The organism is Desulfovibrio sp. SGI.102, assembly GCF_050314315.1.
Lineage (GTDB): Bacteria > Desulfobacterota > Desulfovibrionia > Desulfovibrionales > Desulfovibrionaceae > Desulfovibrio.
In genome coordinates this window covers 41453-59701 of sequence record NZ_JBNPNC010000012.1, presented here as the reverse complement: position 1 = coordinate 59701, position 18249 = coordinate 41453, and the positions used below count along the sequence as shown (strand labels likewise).

Here is an 18249-nt window from a genome sequence, read left to right as displayed (position 1 = left end):
CCTGCTATTATATCATCCCCTAAAATAAAAGAAATTAGCCACGAATATATTCATGGTTTGATACAAAAAACTGAAAAAGATTTTCAAGCAGGAAATTACGATAGTGTACTTACCAAATCACGAACTTTACTTGAAGAAGTCTTTTGCTTTGTTCTGCAAAATAAGGAGGTTGAAAGATCAACTTCTGGGAAGATCACTGATCTCTATGGCCAAGTTAAACAGCTATACGGAATGAAGCAAGATAAAACCTTAGATAAACGAATAAATAATTTACTATCTGGGCTTGAAAAAATTCTAACTTCAATATCTGAAATGAGAAACGAACAGAGTGATGCTCATGGCGTAGGGTCAAGTAGAATAAGAATAGCAGAACATCATGCCCGGCTATTCGTTAATGCAGCTATTGTTATGGCAGATTTTATTCTTTCTGTTAGTGAACATCAGTTAAGTAGAAAATAGCATTAGTAGTTTAATATCACTAAGTAATGCATTCACAATTTAAATAAGAATTCAATTTTGTTCTTTTATATCCTCTGTATTCTGAAGACTAGCTGTCTCTCGAATGGCTTCCTCGTGCCCTGTCAAGGCAGCAAAGGGAGAGAACTGGGCAGCTCTGTTGGCTCTGGGCATACGGGGATACTTGGACTCAGGACGTGGCAGATTGATGATATCATCGTACTTGTTGCTCATGCCTTGTGCCCTCCTATCTGCTGGTTGCGTTCCCTGGTCGTTGCTCCCTCTTCCAGGTTCATGCCCTTCAGCAGGGCATTTTTGCCATAGCGTTCACGGATTTTCAGGATGGCCTCCTGTCTCTTGCGTTCTCTCTGGAGCTGTCCCTGCTCCTGCTCTTCCCGCTTCTGCTCCGCAGCATAATCGGTGAACAAATCGAGTTGTCTGGGCTTTTTGTCTTTGCCTATCTGGTTTTCATGCAAGACATGGGCTGCCACCAGGTTGATACGCCTGACCAGCAACTTTCGATCCACGATGCGATCAAAAAGCTCCAGAACAGCATGTGTCATCCGTCTGCTGGAAGATGTGAACTGGCCTAGATTGACCGTACCATGTGCATGCTGAGGAAGCTGTCGTCCATAACTGTCCGTAATCACCAGACCGGTATAACCACGCTCAGGAGACAGACTCTCGATATCATATCCCACCGTCAGTACCAGCTGATCCGTCACCAAACGCTTGCTCACCAGATCCAGAGCAAGCGAGTCCACCATCTCCTTGACCACCAGACGAGCTTTTTCCACCTCATAGGGAGAATGCAGCACCTGTCCTGACCCTATGCTCCTGGAAGATGGCTGGTATGCCTTGATATCTGCCATCGTACACGGTTCATAACCCCAGGCATGATCTATCAGCAGCTCTGCATTCACCCCAAACAGGCGAAAGAGTAAATCCTCGCTATGGATGGAATAGCGGGCAATATCTCCCATCGTTTTGATGCCGTACTTTTCCAGCTTCTGGACATATCCTCTGCCAACTCTCCAGAAATCCCTCAAGGGGGTGTGATGCCACAACTGCTGACGATACGACATCTCATCCAGACAGGCTATACGCACACCATCCTCATCTGCTGCTACTTTCTTGGCCATGATATCCATAGCCACTTTTGCCAGATAGAGATTTGTGCCTATACCTGCTGTAGCTGTGATACCAGTGCTGCGTAGCACATCAAGAATGACGGTCTTAGTGAGTTCATGTACGGATGTACGATAATTTTTCAAATAGGAAGTAGCATCGATAAAGACCTCATCGATGGAATAAACGTGGATATCATCAGGAGAGAAATACTTCAGGTATACGCTGTAGACTCTTGTGCTATACTCGATATAGAGAGCCATACGAGGCACAGCTGTCAGATAACTTATGGCTAGGGAAGAATCAGCAGCCAGCTTAAGAGCATCTGAGGATTCTCCCGTGAATCTCCTCCCTGGAGCTTTCTGTCTGCGCAAAGCATTGGCTGCATGTACCTTCTGGATGACTTCAAAATAGCGTGCTCTACCTGGAATACCATGAGCTTTCAATGAGGGAGAAACTGCCAGACAAATGGTCTTCTCTGTCCTGCTGGGATCAGCTACCACCAGGTGAGTAGTCAATGGATCAAGACCACGCTCCATGCATTCCACAGAGGCGTAAAAAGACTTGAGATCAATGGCTATATAACTGCGTGCTGGCATATGAATCATGCTGCTATATCTGTGCCTAGTAGTTCTTCGAGAAATTTCACCTATCATCTTGATATCTTTACTAGTCAGCAGCAAAACTATATCAAGAGCAAAAATGGGTTACAAGGTGATAAAACATATCAATTTGATAAAGTATTCGTCAAGGAAAGCGGATGATGTTTTTTATCTGACAATATAAAGACAAATAAGATGAAAATATATTATGCAGATGAATCCTCTTGCAAGGATAAAATTGATCTTATACAGATAGTTTTTCTCCCGTAATACTGTGATGATAAAACTCAATAAAAACACGCTCTATCATTTTTGATAAATTTTACAGGGAAGGAGATAACCCATGAAAAGATCATCTCCTTCCCCTTTTTATACTATCAAGCTTTTATGATCTTTTTAAATGCTTGATCATCTCATTTGCCTCAGCACCTGTCATATTACTACTACCGTGGCTAAACATATCCATACACAACTGATCTATATGTATACGCTTTCTATCAGCCAACTGCTTTATAAAATCTTTCTGTTTCTCACTAGCCAGTTTGCTTCCACCTCCATGTTTATTCTGAGAAGGTGGCAACGCTGTTGTACTAGAATTGCTATTAACTGGATATGTAGAATCTTTCTGAGCCGTAGATACTGATGGATGATATGCTGTTTGAGACGACATGAAATTCATCTGGTCTTGAATCTTTGCCTGAGCATCATTTCTAGCAGCATTGATAATATCGACTGTGTTGTAAGAATTCACTGTAGCCTGATTTGCACTACCAAAGTTGGATACTGTCATCGTACCATCACAGAGAGATACAGATACGATAGCAGTATGTTCGTTTTCAGAATTTGGTGACTGCTGAACTGAAAAACTATAAGATTTTTTGTTTTGAGTATCCATGATAATCTCCTTAATTATTATCAGAATTATGAGAATCTATGTTTTTATTTTTAGGTAAACGTGACATGCCAAAGTTTCTCTGTCCATCATAGAGAGGACCTTTGGTATATGCTTTTGCTAAATATAAAGCCTGCTGTTTCACCTCATCTAATCTTGAATCAAACTTTTCAACATCAGATGTCCTAGTAATCATTTTACCGTTATAATCCCTATTGGATTTCTTCGTGCAGTAGTCTATCAATCCTTTTGAATCTCTATCTATATCCAGAGTAGAATTCCAAATTGTCTCAACACTTTTAAAGACATGGTTATAAGTCTTAACTCTAGTACCGTCTAACAAGAACAAACAATGGTAGTGAGGATGATCACTTTTGTTTTGTTCACGAACCCAAATATAATACGGATCACATTTACGACGTTTATACTTTTTGACCATATGTGCCATGCAATCAGATATATTTTTTGATGAGGTATCTCCGGTATAATTTTGAGGATATCTAACATCAAACCTGATGGATAATGTTTTACGATGATTGTCTGTATAGAAGTCTAACAACTCATTGACACTATTTTTGATATTATCCAGATACTGTACGTTTTTGTTTTTCATGTTTTCACCTCATATTTAGACAAAGAACATAAAACAATGATGAGCCAATACTCTGCAAATATGCTGATGACATGTTTGCAGTGTATTGGATAAATATACTTTCACATTCCATATCTTTTTTTGTTAAATCAATTACTTTTCCATACTCAACATTCAATCAGCATATTTAGTTGTTGTTTTAATGTTTAAACAATTACTAACTATTCCACATATAAAGTTACTATTTTAATATATTATATTAGTATTACATACCCCCTATATGGTTGAGTGTTACAAACCTTAAGAGCAGAGACCGTGAAGAGTAAAACTTCATATTATGTATGTCCGAATTATTTTATACATAAAAAAAGAGCATAGCTTAATACTATGCTCTTTTTTATTCTTATTTGACAGAAACTATATTACAAAAGTAACGCTCTTATATAAACAGAGATCCTTTAAAGCTTACCTATGCACCATAGCTGACTAGCAGTTTGAGGAGAGAAGACAGCATTTTTTATCCGATTTTTCCGCTAAAAAATCACTCTACACCATTTTTTCCCTGATCGAGAGAAGATTTCCATAGTTTGAACCGTCTCTTCGGATCATAAAGAACTTCTATGGAATTCTTGTAACGCTACTTGCATGCCTACTTCTGAAGGACATTCTCCTAATACAAGCCTCAAAGGTTTTCTCATTCTCTATTCGTCTACCAGAAGATCAGTTCACTTTCGCTATGAGTCTCCCCTTCAAGTAGCAGTGATGCCCTCTTCTGTACGGCAATTTCAATATACTTCAAACGCTTTGAAGAAAGGTTATAACGAGGATGTTTCTTCAGCTTAAAGTTTAGGAGATGCCGTAATCCTTCACGATGTCTTGACTTCATACAAGACTTAGCTACAGAGAAAAAGTTGCTGTAACACACTGGTGCTTGGACATCAGCAAAATTAATAAAAACATCCTTACTCTCTATTTCTATAGGAGAGACAAAATTAAACAATGAATTCCCGTGATCAAATAGCGGTGCAGGAGATTTGAGAGTATTTGTTGCAGCATCCACAAGGAAACCAAAGTTTCCAAAGTGGCGATCAGTATTGGCAATGACAGCATCAAAGACGAACATATCCTCCAGCATGTCCCTATACTTAGAATCAAGCGTTCCATAGTAATCGATGACTGCCTGCATTCCTCCTTGCTTCACAATATTGCCCACAGGAACAAATGAAATATCCTTACTGGTGAAAATTTCACACTTTGAGCAAAGTCTCGATTTCCATTTGGCGATATTATACTCGATTGCATTCACACCGAGTATCTGGGCAATCTGCCATGCATAGTATTCTGAATAGGGCTCATTTCCTGTATTTGATGCCCCTACAGTACCACCTTTATAAAGGTATATTTTACCAGATTGCCTGCGCCAGCACTTGGGAAGCATACCGTTCGTTGTGAATTCAGGACTTGATACTACAGATGTACGAACAGAGCTGCCATAGCCGGTAAAAGCAATATTGGCTAACAACTCGCTGAATTTATTGTCGTAAAGATTGCACTGGTCAAAGGTTTTGGAATCCCCTTCCCGTACAACCCAGTAGCTGTCGTTGAGAGAAAGCCCCTTGCTGACATCTATGATGCCCATTGTGCTATTCGCAGATAGACCGGTCTTTGCCAGAAACGAATGGATGTACGCTCTGTTCCTGGGAATCTTTCTGTGCTTCAGCCAACGGGCAAGGCCCCTATCCGACACTTCCATTCCAAGCGGCATGAATGACAGAGCATCCTGATCTATGTGCGTTATGGAAATCTCAGGAATATCACCGGTATCCTTCGCGGAAAAACGAATCAGCTCCCTGTCGAAGAGCTTCAAGATATAATCAGCCATGCCTGCTCCGTTTCGGGCTACTCGCTTGCCTACCTGAAATTTTTTCCATGTGTCGAGCTGTGTGTAGATGCGCACAAAACACCTTTCTTCCTCTCCGTCACCTGGATGAGGAAGCTCCGTGAATCATCCTAAAAATTAGGGGATACCACAAAATCCTACACTCTCTATGCCTCGGACATACCACGTTTTCCTTAAATCAAAAAGCGTGCTATTCCTCCCTCAATGCAATGGTTTTGTAGAATCCATTTCCAGGCATAGCCATTTTCTTTCCCGAATGTTCACCTCGAAAAATTTCTAGCAGGACACAAGATTTGAATAAATATATTATGTATTTTCAAATAGATGAATATAAAATATGAATCCCTCCCCCTCACAAAGTGGTGTTCACGAAAATTAAAAAAAAGTCCACGCGGCCTTGAGCTGTTTCATATATTCAGCAGCATCCATCGTAAAAAAACGGAGGATCTCGCCTGAATCATCAAGAGAATAGTGTAATATTCAATACAGAAAATACAAAAAAATATATAAGCACAAAAACCTTTATATTACTCACATAAAATTTTTTAATAGATACTGGATCCTTACCATAGACTTCGCAGTATTTTTTATGGACAGAGCCAAACGGAACGCACCATAACATCAACTGTATACAGTATATAGATGCCAAAGAAAACTCACTTAAAAACTCCTGGATAAACATGATACACAATCCAAATCCCCCAAGCTGATTAGCCAGCCAATTAAAAAATACATCGAAAAAGATAACAATTCTTTTGATGAATATAATAAAAGACGATTTTTTAGGTAGCGTACACGCAGCAGTGCTAACATCTCCGAATGTTGTATAGTACGGATTGTACTTTCTTTTACCATCTTCAAGATCAGAATACCGTTTATAAACTTTTATACCGGAATATATTCCATAAAAAGGTATTACATTTGAAAGAATAGAAGAAAAACCTAAATCTCTTATATTTTCATAAATAAGCGATTTTTCTTTCTCACTAAAGGACTCATTTATCTTATAAAAACTTGAAACAGATATACATGAGACAATCAAGGCACTTATACAGGCAATGGAAATTATTGATTTTTGAATAGCTTTTGACCGTTTTCCCCACTCTTTATAAAATTTGTGACATACCATTGTAGATACAAACAAAATAATTGGAAGACAAGCCGCAACACGCCAATCATCAACAACATTGCATGAATACAAAGAAATATTTACACAGTAAAAAATAGCAGTAACACTTGATACACAGGCTAAAGCAATAATTTTTATCGTGCTAAAAAATATTACCTTCGTTAAAGATGAATAACAGATTGCGCGCACCTCTGAATAGTGCCGATACATCATAAATATAGATATCGAAACAAGACTTATATACAAACTCATTATAAAAATATTTATAGAGAAAAAGTCACTATTTATTAGAATATAATTAAATATATATACAGCTATGACATAAAGCAATCCATACAAGTAGTTCACTATATCCTCCATTATCAGATAAAATATACTAGGCTCTACACCAGCAATAGTGAGAGATATTTCTTAAATCCCCCAAAACTCTACCTTCCCTCGGAGGGGATTACGCTTTTCCCCTTCTTCCCTGTACAAAGTTTGAGGGATCTTCGTATCCCTAGCGGAAAGCTAAATCACCCCTTCTCAAAGAGCTTCAAGATATAATCAGCCATGTCTGCGCCGTTTCAGACTACTCGCTTGCCTACCTGAAATTTTTTCCATGTGTCGAGCTGTGCACATCTGCACGCAAAACGCCTTTCTTCCTCTCCTCCACCTGGATGAGGAAGCTCCGTGAATCATCCCCCCAATTAGGGGATACCACAAAATCCTACACTCTCTATGCCTCGGACATACCACGTTTTCCTTAAATCAAAAAGCGTGCTGTTCCTCCCCAATGTCATAGTCTTACGAATCCAATTTCAGCAATGTTTCTCTCGTGCTCCTCCGGAGGAGTCTGGTTAGTGTTGGTTGAGGGAGTAGAGAGAATCCAGGAAAGCACATGGCCAGGAAAAGTCGCTATCCTCCCAAGGCATCGGAAGGGTAAAAGACCAGCCTATCTCAGCAGCAGATGGAATACAGGAGCACCAGGCGAAGAGGAGTTTCAGAAGTGTCCTTTACAGAAAATTATTTCTCCCCAGGCATACTAGATTATCATATTGAAATATATCATCTTTTTTAGAAAGTAGAAAATTATTCGCTTGATTTACGACGCATTGGGCACGCAAACGAAGCGTAAACGGAGACAGCATCTCCAAATTTTCGCCACAGTTCGGCCTCATTCAGGCGAAATTGGTACGGAAGAAACCAGAAAACCCCCTTGGGGGCTCGAACCTCCCAAGGGGGTTTTATAGCTCAACTGCGCTGTTTCCCAGTGGGGTTAGCGGGTAATCGGGGTATAGTAGGTCCCCTTGCCTTGACCGCACTTTGCCAGTCTTTTCTCTGAAACCAGCTTACTAAGGCACTGAATCGTTTTGCCCTTGCTCAGTCCTGTGACATCCTCGATCTCCTGCCTGCTCACGGATCTCCCTTCTTCAACTGCCTTCAGCACCTTGTTGGCATCAGGGGAAAGAGAGGCGTCCTTGCCCATCTCCTGCTGAGTTTCGGCTACCTGCTCACGGGAATTGGGAGTGCTTTCCGTATCAGGGTTTATCGGCTGCTCGGAGTGCTCAGGAGCTCTTTTTTCCCATGTGCCTGCAAGCAGCTCAAAGCGCTGTGCGTTCTCATCGTGTTCCAGCATCAGAGTAGGATGCCATGCCCCCTGCTTCCATTTTTTCACGGACAACTGGACCACAGCATTTCCTTTTTGAAGAGCCTGCCTTACTGGATTCGAGAAACAGTCGTCAACATTCTCCAGGTCGCCTTCACCGACAGTCTTGACGTAGAAAATCGTCTTGCACAGATTTTCCAGCGTGTTGTCTCCACGAGCTTGCCCTGTTTTGTTGGCATGGTGGACGAGCAGCATCGCAATCCCCAGTTTCTTCAGCTCTTCGGCAAAGTCAGTGTAAAATCCTGTTCCTCCATGTGTCGCCTCAGGAATTAGCGAGCTGACGTTGTCGATAATGACGATATCAACGTTCTGCCTGCGTAAGTCCTCAAAGATTTTCTCCTTGTTCTTGAGGAGGTTCATATGGGCTTTCTGGAACAGGAGATTTTCGAGAGAGGAGTTTTCTCCGACCCTGGCAATGATTTCGCACAGTGCCTCTTCATCGTTTTCTCCATCATAGTAGGCTACCCTGTGTTTCCCCATTGTGCTGAGACCAAACACCTCATGTCCTCCAGCAAGCCCACAGGCGATCTTGGCCGTAACGTGAGATTTGTAGGAATTGGTTGGCCCCCACAGCATAACATACGACGACTGAGAAAACAGCCTCTCCCAAGACAGTGGCTGTTTAGGCATCATCTGTCTCGTAGCCATTATTTCGCTCATAGAGGCCAAGCAGAGTTCCCCAGAAGCCTCTCCGGGAGCTACCTCAGGTGTGGTGATAGCCTTTCTCCATTTCTTGTACTCATCTACGGAGAGAGCCTCTCTCTCGATTTTCTTCAGCAGCAGGACCGGATCTTCCAGATTTGAGAAGTAGTCGTTCTTTTCAGCTCTTGCGTACATGATGCTGTTACTGTGGAAATCCTCTCTCGAATAGGGCAATTCTGTAATGAGCCAAGGGTAAATATACAACAAGTAAGTTGCGTCCTCAAGTACCTTGATGATATTTTTTAACCCATCAAGACGCTCATCTTCATGAGAAGCAACCAAAACAACTTTCTTCCCGCACAGAATATTTTTCAGATCTACATCCTCATAGTGCCTGTCATCGAATATACCAGAGACTATATATCCACCGTCATCGAGTAACTTATATTTTTTATCAATGAGGCACCATTCTAACGCAACTTCACTAGAAGCAAAAAATATGATTGTCTGAGTATCATTTTTTTCAATCTTCTCTTTATTGAGGCAGGTTGCTGGTAGAGGAAGTAGACCTATAACTTGCCTTTCTAATGCATGCATTGCTGGAATCCACAAGCGCTTTATACTATTTTCACTTTTATATTCATACTTAATATAGTATATTTTTATTTTTCCAAATATAGTATCTTCGATCTCATCAGAATACTGCATTAGTTTATTTTTATATTCAAAACAGCCTATCTTTTTAAGGCTATAACGTTTGTATCGATGTGCATCATAATTTCTAGTTAAGATGTCACTGATTACATCAGTTCCTTTTATTTTATGAACATCGAATATTGAGGAACTGCTAATCCCCATTGACTTAAGTGCTTCAAGTAATGCTTGATACAATTCACATTCATAATAAGCCATACAGTTATTGTAGAAATTTTTTTCCTTATCATAATTATTCGTGTAATACACATAGGCAAAAGTATTTTTACGCCAATAGGTTATATCATCAAAAACAGTACGATACTTATCGCAAGTAGACTCAATATGTCTTGCGGAATCTAGAATAAATTCCTTTAAAAATGCAAACTTCAGAAACTCGTAATCCTTATCACGCAGCATTGTATTCTCCTATAGGTAACTAGAATTTATTTCTTACTAAAACAGTTCCTTGAAATCCCTATCAATTTTTAAAGAGCAGCAGTCAGGACTCAATCCGTGCTAAAGGGTGAAAGGGGAAAAATTCTTACGATATTTGTAGGATAGCTATCCAGAGACTCGAGTGGTGGGTTAAGGGGGGTACAGGTCTATCATGGTGGTTTCTCCTTCGCTGGGCTGGTTCACCGTTCACGACTCAGGGGGATCTACAACTATGGATTTCCAGTTGCAGGAAAAATTTTGTGCTCCTTCATGAATGCCTCGACATCAGCTAGGGCATAGCGAACAGATTTCCCAAATTTCGTGTAGGGTAAACCACACCTCTTAAAACGGTGGGCACGGAGTGTCGAAAGGCTCATTGCCGTCAAAACACTTACCTGCTTCTCGGTCAGCCACTTTTGCGCAATTTGTTCGGTATCCACTTCATCTCTCACCTTAGGACTCCTTCAGGCTAAGAACCTTTTTCCTGATGACTACTTGTACTGAATGTACCCAAAATGACCAGACTCCCTTTTGATGAAAAAGGGAGTCTGGTGGAAATGAGGCAGACCAGGTGCTCTAGGGAGATAGCGAGAAACGTAGAAGGTAATCCGCAGACAAGCAGCATGATTACGCACGAAGATTTTTCATCACTTGGTGCTATTTTTTCGCGTGCGTGTTGGGAATGGTGTTGGGACAAAAGAAAAAGGGGTTACGGATTTATCCGTAACCCCTTGATTTCCTTGGTGGGCAGTACAGGACTTGAACCTGTGGCCCCCGCCTTGTAAGGGCGGTGCTCAACCAGCTGAGCTAACTGCCCAAGCTGCCTTTTCCAGAGCGGAAAAGGCATGCCGTCTTCTAATATAACGCCGTACGCGTGTCAACCGCAGCCGCCGATCAGCTGAACTGCAAGGGCTTTGCCATCAGCGCTGCCATATCTCCGGCCAGTTTTTCCTTGAGGGCCGCTGCCCGCACGGTATCCTTCATGATCATGTCCACCTGACGGCTGTGGATCAGCAGATAGCCGATCAGACGCGTCCGGCGCAGGGTCTCCTCGGCATTGTACGCTTCCGCCACGGCAAACATGGAGTCATTCTTGATGTCCACGCGGAAACCGTGGCTCTCCAGCAGGTCGGCCAGCATCCTGGCGCGCAGGATGCGGCGGCTGACGTCCGCTGCCCCGCCCTTGAACTGGAAGCTGACGAAGTTCTCGTGCTCATCCTCGCCCGCAAGACATTCCACCGTGCAGAAATGGTACCCGTACCGGGCCTGCAGGATCATATAGCGCGAGGCGATGATGAAGAAGTTTTTGTCAGCCATGGCCGTAGGCGCCGTACTTTCCAGCTCCCGATTCATGGTGCTCTCGAACACGACGCTCATGAAGCCAGAGGCGCTGGTCGCCGGCGGCCCGGCCCAGGGCACGGCCACCATGCCGTTCCACAGGGCCAGCATGGGTTTGCAGGCGATGTCCCCCAGCTCCACCAGCGGGCCGTTGACGCTGCGCTTGAAGCCGTCATCCATGTCGATGACCCAGTATTGCAGCTTGACGCCCACCTTGAGCTGTTTGCCCATGTTGCGGTTGAGGGCCGCCTCGCTGTCGAACATCAGGCCCACGGCCTTTTCATGACAGAAGCGGGTGATGTCGTGCAGGCTGGTGCAATTGGCCGGCGAGAAATCCGGCGAATCCGGGTCCAGCAGATGCAGGGGCGTCATCAGGGCCGCCAGTTCCTTGAGGCGCTGATAGACGGGGCTCCCGGCCATAAGGTTGGGGGGCGTCGCCCCTGCCGGGATCAATTCGGGATGGCTCCCGGCCAGTACCGTGCCCCGGTCGGCCAGCAGCGTGACCTCACCGGCATTTTCCAGCAGATGGCTGGCATCCTTCAGACTGAACAGGGCCGGGAGCTTGTATTCCCGTGCCACAGAGGCCAGATGCCCGGCCATGCCGCCCGTTTCGCTGATCAGGCCCGCAGCCCGTGAAAGCAGCGTGGCCCAGCGGGGCTGCGCCCGTTCGATGACCAGGATGCCGCCTCGCGGGAAAGAAAGCATGTCCGCGTCTTTGCGGGCCACGAAAACAGGTCCCACAGCCACCCCGGAGCTGACGGCCATACCGCCCTGTGCCAGGACGGGCAGATCGCCGGGGTCTTCTTCTCCGGCCACTGCCGCCGGGGCTTCCTCCACCTGGTCGGGCGCGCTCTCGAATAGCGGACGGCTTTGCAGGACCACGATACGCGTATTGCCCTCATAGGGTTCCAGCGCCCATTCCACGTCCTGCGGCTCGTTGTAGAATTCTTCCAGCGCCAGGGCAACCTGCGCCAGCTCACGGGCCTGGGCATCCGTCAGGCTGGGACGGACAGCAGCCTCGCCTTCCAGATCGGAACGGCTGACGCCCTGTGCCGCCTCGGGAGCGCAATCCAGGCGGAACGCCTTGTAGGCGATATGCTTTTCAAGCAGTTCCGGCGGATTCTGGCGACTGAAGGCGAACACGTCCGGCGTAACGGCCCCGTCCACCACAGCCTGGGGCAGCCCGGGAACGGCATTGAGCGTCACCTGTCCCCTTCCCTGCCGGCTGGCCACGGGGTCGCGGCTGTAGGCCACACCGCCGGCCAGCGCCTGCACCATGCTGAGCACGCCCACACTCATGGGCGCGGCCTCATCCGGGATGCCGCGCTGGAAACGGTAGCTCATGGCCGTGACCGCGTACTTGCTGGCCACGATCTCCTTCCAGACTTCGCAGGCTTCTTCGGGCAGGACATTCAATTCCGACCTGTACTGACCAGCAAAGGTCACGCCCAGAGCATCTTCGCCCACGGCGCTGCTGCGCAGGGCAAGGCGCAGCTCGCTGCCGCAACGTTCCACCATGCCCGCCACGGCCTCTTCGATGGCCTGCTCCAGCTGCGGCGGCAAGGGCGCGTTGAGGATGCACTGCTGCAATGCGGCCGACAGGCTGAACAGATCGTCCATGCTGTCCATGTCCGCGCTCTGGATGCGGCGGGAGATCTCGTCACGCAGCCCGTTGTATTCCATGAAGGCATGATAGGCGTTGACCGTCACGGCAAAACCGTCCGGCACGGCCAGCCCCACATTGGCGGAGACTTCGCCAAGATTGGCCATCTTGCCGCCGACCTGCGGCATGTCCCCCAGACGGATGTCCGTCAGGGGCAGCAGCAGGGGGCCGTCCGTGACCAGGCTCTTCCGCTCCAGCACGTCGGTGATGCGGCCGCTGACATCATTGAAAGCGGTCTGCAAACTTTCGTACTGGTTGTCGGAAAGCGCGTTGAGCTCGCGTACCATCTGGTACACGGCCGTTGCCGCCCGCGTACCGGCACCGCGAACATAGCTCATGCCGAAGGGTCGCGAACCGGCCAGGGCCTCTTCCACTTCGCTCATGATCTCGAGCGCGTTCTTGTTGGAGGACAGCAGGCGACGGAACCGGGCACAACGTTCGCGGAGCTGCTTTTTCAGCTCTTCCTCGCGTGCCAGATCCTCGGGGCTCAGCTCTTTCTGCCCGCCCAGCAAGTGTCGCAATCGTGTAAATATGGACATATCACGCAGCGGCGCGAACCGCCTCCTCCATCTTGATGATCAGCTCGTTGATGGCCACGGGCTTCAGCATATAGTCGTAAGCCCCCAGATCCATGCCCTGCACGGCCACACCGAGGGAGGCATGGCCCGTCAGCAGCAGCACAGGCAGTTTGGGGGCGATCTTCTTCATGTGGCGCAGCGTTTCCAGCCCATCCATGCCGGGCATGCGCACGTCCATGACCACCACCTGGAACATGGTCTCGGGCTGCTTCATAGCCTCCGTGACGATATCCAGCGCGCTCTGCCCGTCAGGAGCCGTCACGATGGTCATGCCGCGGCGGGACAGACGTTTTTCCATCAGCTGCAGGAATTCCACTTCATCATCAACAAAGAGTGCGTGCATGGCATTCTCCTAAGCGTCTTCGCTGGTTTCAAGGGGTTGGCTCGGCGGTTCCGCGGGCAGGCTGATACAGAATGTCGTCCCCTGCCCAACAACGCTGCTGACCTCTATACGGCCACCAAGCTTTTCCAGAATCGTAAAGCAGATGGCCAGGCCAAGCCCTGTACCCTCGCCCACTGCCTTTGTGGTGAAGAAAGGATCGAAGATACGCTGCATGGTCTCTTCGTCCATGCCCGGCCCCGTATCCTTGAAGTAGATGCGTGCGCCATCCTCCCAGGGTTCGGTGCGCACGGCGATGGAGCCATTCTTGCCTATGGCGTCGATGGCATTGTCGATGATGTTGATGAACACTTGCTCCAGCTGGGCCGAATCGGAAAGGATGACCGGCACATCGGCGGAAAAGTCCTTTTCAATGGTGATATTGCGGCCGCGGGCCTCGGTCTTGAGAAACTCCGTCGCCTGATCCACCAGAACGTTGACCATGATCTCCGAGCGGCCGGGATTCATGCGCCGGCCAAAGCCCAGCATGCGCTGCGTGATCCCCTTGGCACGCTGCACGTGCTTTTCAATCTTGTCCGTGCTCTCCATGATCTCGTCGTAATTGACCATGTTCTTGGGGTTCTCGTCCTGCAGCAGGTCACGGATCCAGCCGGCGTTCTCCTGGATCAGCATGAGAGGATTGTTGACCTCATGGGCCACGCCTGCGGCCATCTTGCCGAGAGCCGCCATCTTGCTGGATTGCAGCATGCGGGCGTCGATATGGGCCTGCTTGCGGTCGGCGGCCGTCAGACAAGAGACGATGTAGCGCGTCCCCAGGAAGGCACCCACCGTGACCAGCACGGCACCCAGTCCCACGAAAAGCAGGATATAGATGCGCAGGCGGTGCAGCGGAGCCAGGCTTTCCCGCACATCGTCCACCACCACCAGCAGCCAGGGCATGGAATCCAGATGCATCATGGCCGCCAAAGGCTCCTTGCTGACGCTGTCTCCCGGCTGGGACGGCAGGGGCACAAGGGCGATGCCCTGACGCAGCACGTTGGGCAAGGTGACATCAAAGTGTTCCAGGATGCGGCCGTAATCGCGGGAATCGGTCTGCAGCACGCCCTGCTCGTTGATCAGGAAGGCGTCACTGCGCTCCCCGGAGTACACGCGCTGCAGCAGGCTGTTGATGGCTTCCATGTCGATGGTGGCACGCATGATGAAGCTCTCGCCCCCTTCATGACGCAGGACGGCGATGATGAAATGCGGCACATTACGGAAGCCCATGAACACGTCGCTGACGAAAACGCCCTTGCGCAGTACCTCGGTGAACCAAGGCGCATTGACGTAGTTGGCATCACGCAGGTCGAACGGCCCCACATAGGAGATGTGGCGGCCGTCCATGCCGATGATGCCAAGGTCCACGAAGGAGCGCCCGCTCTGCTGCATGACCGTGAAGATACGGCTCAGCCGGTCGGGATCCCGCAATTCGGCAAGGTCATGCGTAAAGGCCAGCGTTTTTATCTGGGAAACGCGCTCATGCAAAAAGGTATCCAGCGCCCGGTGTTTACTGCTGCAAACGGCTTCGATACCGGCAGAGATCTTTTCATCATAGATGGAATTGATGCGGTCTATGCTGAAGATCCCCAGTGCCACCAGCGGCAAAAGGGCAAGCCCCAGATGCGTGACGAACAGACGGCGGAAGATGCGTCTGTATTCCCGTGTGGAAGGCATCTACTCCTCCTTGGCTGAAATCTGGGAAAGGTCTCCACCAGTCAGCAAGATACGGCAATGGTTCAGCATGGTCTTGCGGGTCGCCGCCACCTTGGCGCTGTCCTGCATGATCATGTCCAGCTGGCGGGTATGGATGGTCAGATAGCCTGCCACAGCCAGCAGGCACTGGCCTTCTTCCATATCCATGCCTTCAAGGCGCGCTGTCACGGCGTCATTGCGGACCACCGGCGTCAGGCCGAATTCCCACAGCAGATCGGCCACGAAGCGCACCCGCAGGATGCGGCGCTCGATATTGGCCGCCCCGCCGCGCAGCTGGAAGGCCACGTAATTTTCCGGCGTACGGTCCCCCAGCCGGGCTTCGACGGAGACGAAATGGAAGCCGAAGCGCGAATGCAGGCTGCAATAGTCGCGCGAAACCATGAAATAGTTCTTTTCCGTAAAGTAGGCCGTCTGTGCCGCCGGATCCAGATTGGGATTGGCCGTGGCCTCGAACAGCACGGAAAGGAAGCCCTTGCCGTCCACCGGCGGGGGCCCCTGCCAGGGATAGGCGTTCATGCCGTGCCAGATAGCCTGCATGGGGATGGAGGTGATGTCCTCCACATCGATGACCGGGCCGGGCTGGACCTTGCCGAAGCCGTCATTGAGGTTCACGACCCAGAACTGTTTGAGGACCTTGTCCCGCAGCTGCTTGATGCGCTGGGCCGCGTACTGCTTGTCGGACCCCAGGGTGAACATGGCGCTGACGGCCTTTTCATGACAGTAGCGGGCGATATCATGATAGGTCTGGCAGTTGGCCGCCTTGAAATCCACGCTGTCCACGTCGATGGTCAGGGGAAGGATATGTTCCGCCGCATGCTGCAGCACCCGGTACACGGGGCTGCCGGGCAGATAGTCGCGGGGCGGACGGGCCTGGGCCAGCAGCTCGTCCAGCTGGCCGGTGAAGACACAGCCCATCTCCGTGCAGACCGTCACCTTGTCGCCCGGGGTCAGCTTTTCCATGGCTCCGGCCAGGCCGAACATGGCCGGGATGCCGAACTCGCGGGCCAGGGAGAACAGGCGCGAGCCCAGCAGGCCGTCCTCGGCGATGATGGCCCCGGCACGGTCCACCAGCGAAGCCCACTGGTACAGATCGCGCTGCACCACCAGGATGCCGCCGTCAGGAAAATCCAGGACATCAGACCAGGAACGGGCGATGACCACCGGGCCGCAGGCCCTGCCGCGGCTGGTGGTGACGCCGCCGGTCAGCAGGGGCGCGGGCAGATTGTCATCCGCGCGGGACTCGGCCTCGTCTTCACGCTCTTCCTGGGTCCGGGCCTTGATGACCATGGGGCGCGCCATGAGCACCTGCGTCCGGCCGGACGGCGTGCGCAGCCAGACCATGGACTGGGGACAGCCGGACATATTTTCCAGCTCCATGGCCAAGGCCGCCACATCAGCGGCGGCCTGATCGGAAAAGGAACTGCCGTCCTCGGCGTCATGCATACATCGGGCGCTGACTTTGTACGGCGGGGTCCGGGAAACATGCATCACATTGACGGGCACCAGCGAGTATTCCATGTCCTGCGGCAGCCCGTTACAGAAATAGATATGGACGTTACCGCCCTTCAGGTCGATGGGGTTGGCCGTATGGGCCATGCCGCCAAAGCTGTCCTCCTCCACGGCAAGGCAGGTGATGCAGATGCGGGCATTGGCTTCCATCAGGCCGCGGGCACGCCGGTAAACCAGGGCCTGGGCCTGCTGCTTGCGGGCCAGCGTCGTATGCAGGGAAGCCAGGATATCCATATCGGAGGCATGCAAGGAGACAGTGGGGCCCCAGACCAGCAGCCCGGGATCCGTGCCCGGCGTGTCCTCGCCGTCATCCATGCAGGGCCACAAGCGCCCTTTGAACAGCAGGCGCATCTCGCCCGGACATTTTTTGCGCAGCTCCGCCAGCACGGCACAAAATTCTTCCACCAGCCTGTCCGGTAACGGCGTGCTTTCCGTCAGTTCGCTCAGGCTTTCCGAAAGATCCTGCAAGGTCTCGGGGAGGTACCCCCCTGCGGCCTGGATGCGCCGGTTCATCTCTTCCAGCATCCCCGTACCGGCAAACAGGCTCATGCAGCCTGCGGCCGTCACCACGAAACCGTCAGGGACCACATCGGGGCTCTGACGGCGCAGCTCGCCAAGACGGGCCGTGGATTTGTCGGCCAGATGGGCCTCCGCTGCACGGCCCGCCTCTTCCAGCGGGATGATGTACGGTCCCTCCAGTAATTGCACATGCGGGTAGACCTCACTGGCAACCGCTGTCTGCAAATGGTCGAAGCGTTCGTACAGGGCCTTGCACTGGGAAGGATTGAGGCGTTCGAGATGCTGGATGCACTGGTACACCTGCGTGGCCACGCTGGTGCACAGGGCCCGGACCCTGTGCAGGCCAAAGGGATGGTCACAGCACAGGGTATATTCCAGTGAGGTCATGTTCTCCTGGAATTTGTTCCAGGCCGTCAAAAACAGTTTGAAG

13 protein-coding genes and 1 tRNA gene are annotated in these 18249 nt (G+C 49.4%); 1 reads left to right on the top strand and 13 read right to left on the bottom strand.

Features of this window, described 5'->3' with window-relative positions; genetic code table 11:
* Window positions 1–459: abortive infection family protein (locus ACQRCJ_RS04600; RefSeq protein WP_427799411.1), on the top strand; the 459-nt coding region annotated here is incomplete at its 5' end.
* A 51-nt stretch (window positions 460–510) separates the two neighbouring features.
* Here the strand turns inward: ACQRCJ_RS04600 and ACQRCJ_RS04595 are convergent.
* The 13 genes from ACQRCJ_RS04595 to ACQRCJ_RS04535 form a co-directional block, all read right to left on the bottom strand.
* Window positions 511–690 (bottom strand): hypothetical protein, encoded by a 180-nt coding sequence (locus ACQRCJ_RS04595; RefSeq protein WP_303996156.1) that lies wholly within the window; start codon window positions 688–690, stop codon window positions 511–513.
* Window positions 687–2183 carry a nucleotidyltransferase gene (locus ACQRCJ_RS04590; RefSeq protein ID WP_427799410.1) on the bottom strand — a complete coding sequence of 499 codons (1497 nt, stop codon included), beginning with the start codon at window positions 2181–2183 and terminating at the stop codon, window positions 687–689. Before ACQRCJ_RS04590 ends, ACQRCJ_RS04595 begins: the two co-directional genes overlap by 4 nt.
* Window positions 2184–2571: 388 nt before the next feature.
* Window positions 2572–3081: a hypothetical protein gene (locus tag ACQRCJ_RS04585; RefSeq protein WP_427799409.1), complete on the bottom strand. Its 510-nt coding sequence runs from the start codon at window positions 3079–3081 to the stop codon at window positions 2572–2574.
* A 10-nt stretch (window positions 3082–3091) separates the two neighbouring features.
* A complete protein-coding gene (locus tag ACQRCJ_RS04580) occupies window positions 3092–3691 on the bottom strand; it encodes a YagK/YfjJ domain-containing protein (protein ID WP_427799408.1) in 600 nt (199 codons plus the stop codon).
* 688 nt (window positions 3692–4379) lie between these two features.
* A complete protein-coding gene (locus tag ACQRCJ_RS04575) occupies window positions 4380–5552 on the bottom strand; it encodes an XRE family transcriptional regulator (protein ID WP_427799407.1) in 1173 nt (390 codons plus the stop codon).
* A gap of 478 nt (window positions 5553–6030) precedes the next feature.
* Entirely contained in the window at window positions 6031–7047 is a 1017-nt protein-coding gene (locus ACQRCJ_RS04570; protein WP_427799406.1) for a hypothetical protein, read from the bottom strand.
* 910 nt (window positions 7048–7957) lie between these two features.
* Window positions 7958–10102 carry an AAA family ATPase gene (locus ACQRCJ_RS04565; RefSeq protein WP_427799405.1) on the bottom strand — a complete coding sequence of 715 codons (2145 nt, stop codon included), beginning with the start codon at window positions 10100–10102 and terminating at the stop codon, window positions 7958–7960.
* 248 nt (window positions 10103–10350) lie between these two features.
* Complete coding sequence (locus ACQRCJ_RS04560) at window positions 10351–10572, bottom strand: helix-turn-helix domain-containing protein (protein ID WP_301964499.1); 222 nt, start codon at window positions 10570–10572, stop codon at window positions 10351–10353.
* A gap of 289 nt (window positions 10573–10861) precedes the next feature.
* Window positions 10862–10937: transfer RNA gene (locus tag ACQRCJ_RS04555), tRNA-Val, on the bottom strand.
* A 77-nt stretch (window positions 10938–11014) separates the two neighbouring features.
* The gene (locus ACQRCJ_RS04550; RefSeq protein ID WP_427799404.1) at window positions 11015–13660 is read right to left on the bottom strand and encodes a PEP/pyruvate-binding domain-containing protein; all 2646 of its coding nucleotides are present in this window, start codon (window positions 13658–13660) and stop codon (window positions 11015–11017) included.
* A 1-nt stretch (window position 13661) separates the two neighbouring features.
* On the bottom strand, window positions 13662–14042 hold the full coding sequence (locus ACQRCJ_RS04545) for a response regulator (RefSeq protein ID WP_006005507.1): 381 nt from the start codon (window positions 14040–14042) through the stop codon (window positions 13662–13664).
* 9 nt (window positions 14043–14051) lie between these two features.
* The gene (locus tag ACQRCJ_RS04540; RefSeq protein WP_168935684.1) at window positions 14052–15752 is read right to left on the bottom strand and encodes a sensor histidine kinase; all 1701 of its coding nucleotides are present in this window, start codon (window positions 15750–15752) and stop codon (window positions 14052–14054) included.
* The gene (locus ACQRCJ_RS04535) at window positions 15753–18206 is read right to left on the bottom strand and encodes a PEP/pyruvate-binding domain-containing protein (RefSeq protein WP_304014787.1); all 2454 of its coding nucleotides are present in this window, start codon (window positions 18204–18206) and stop codon (window positions 15753–15755) included.
* Window positions 18207–18249 lie beyond the last annotated feature (43 nt).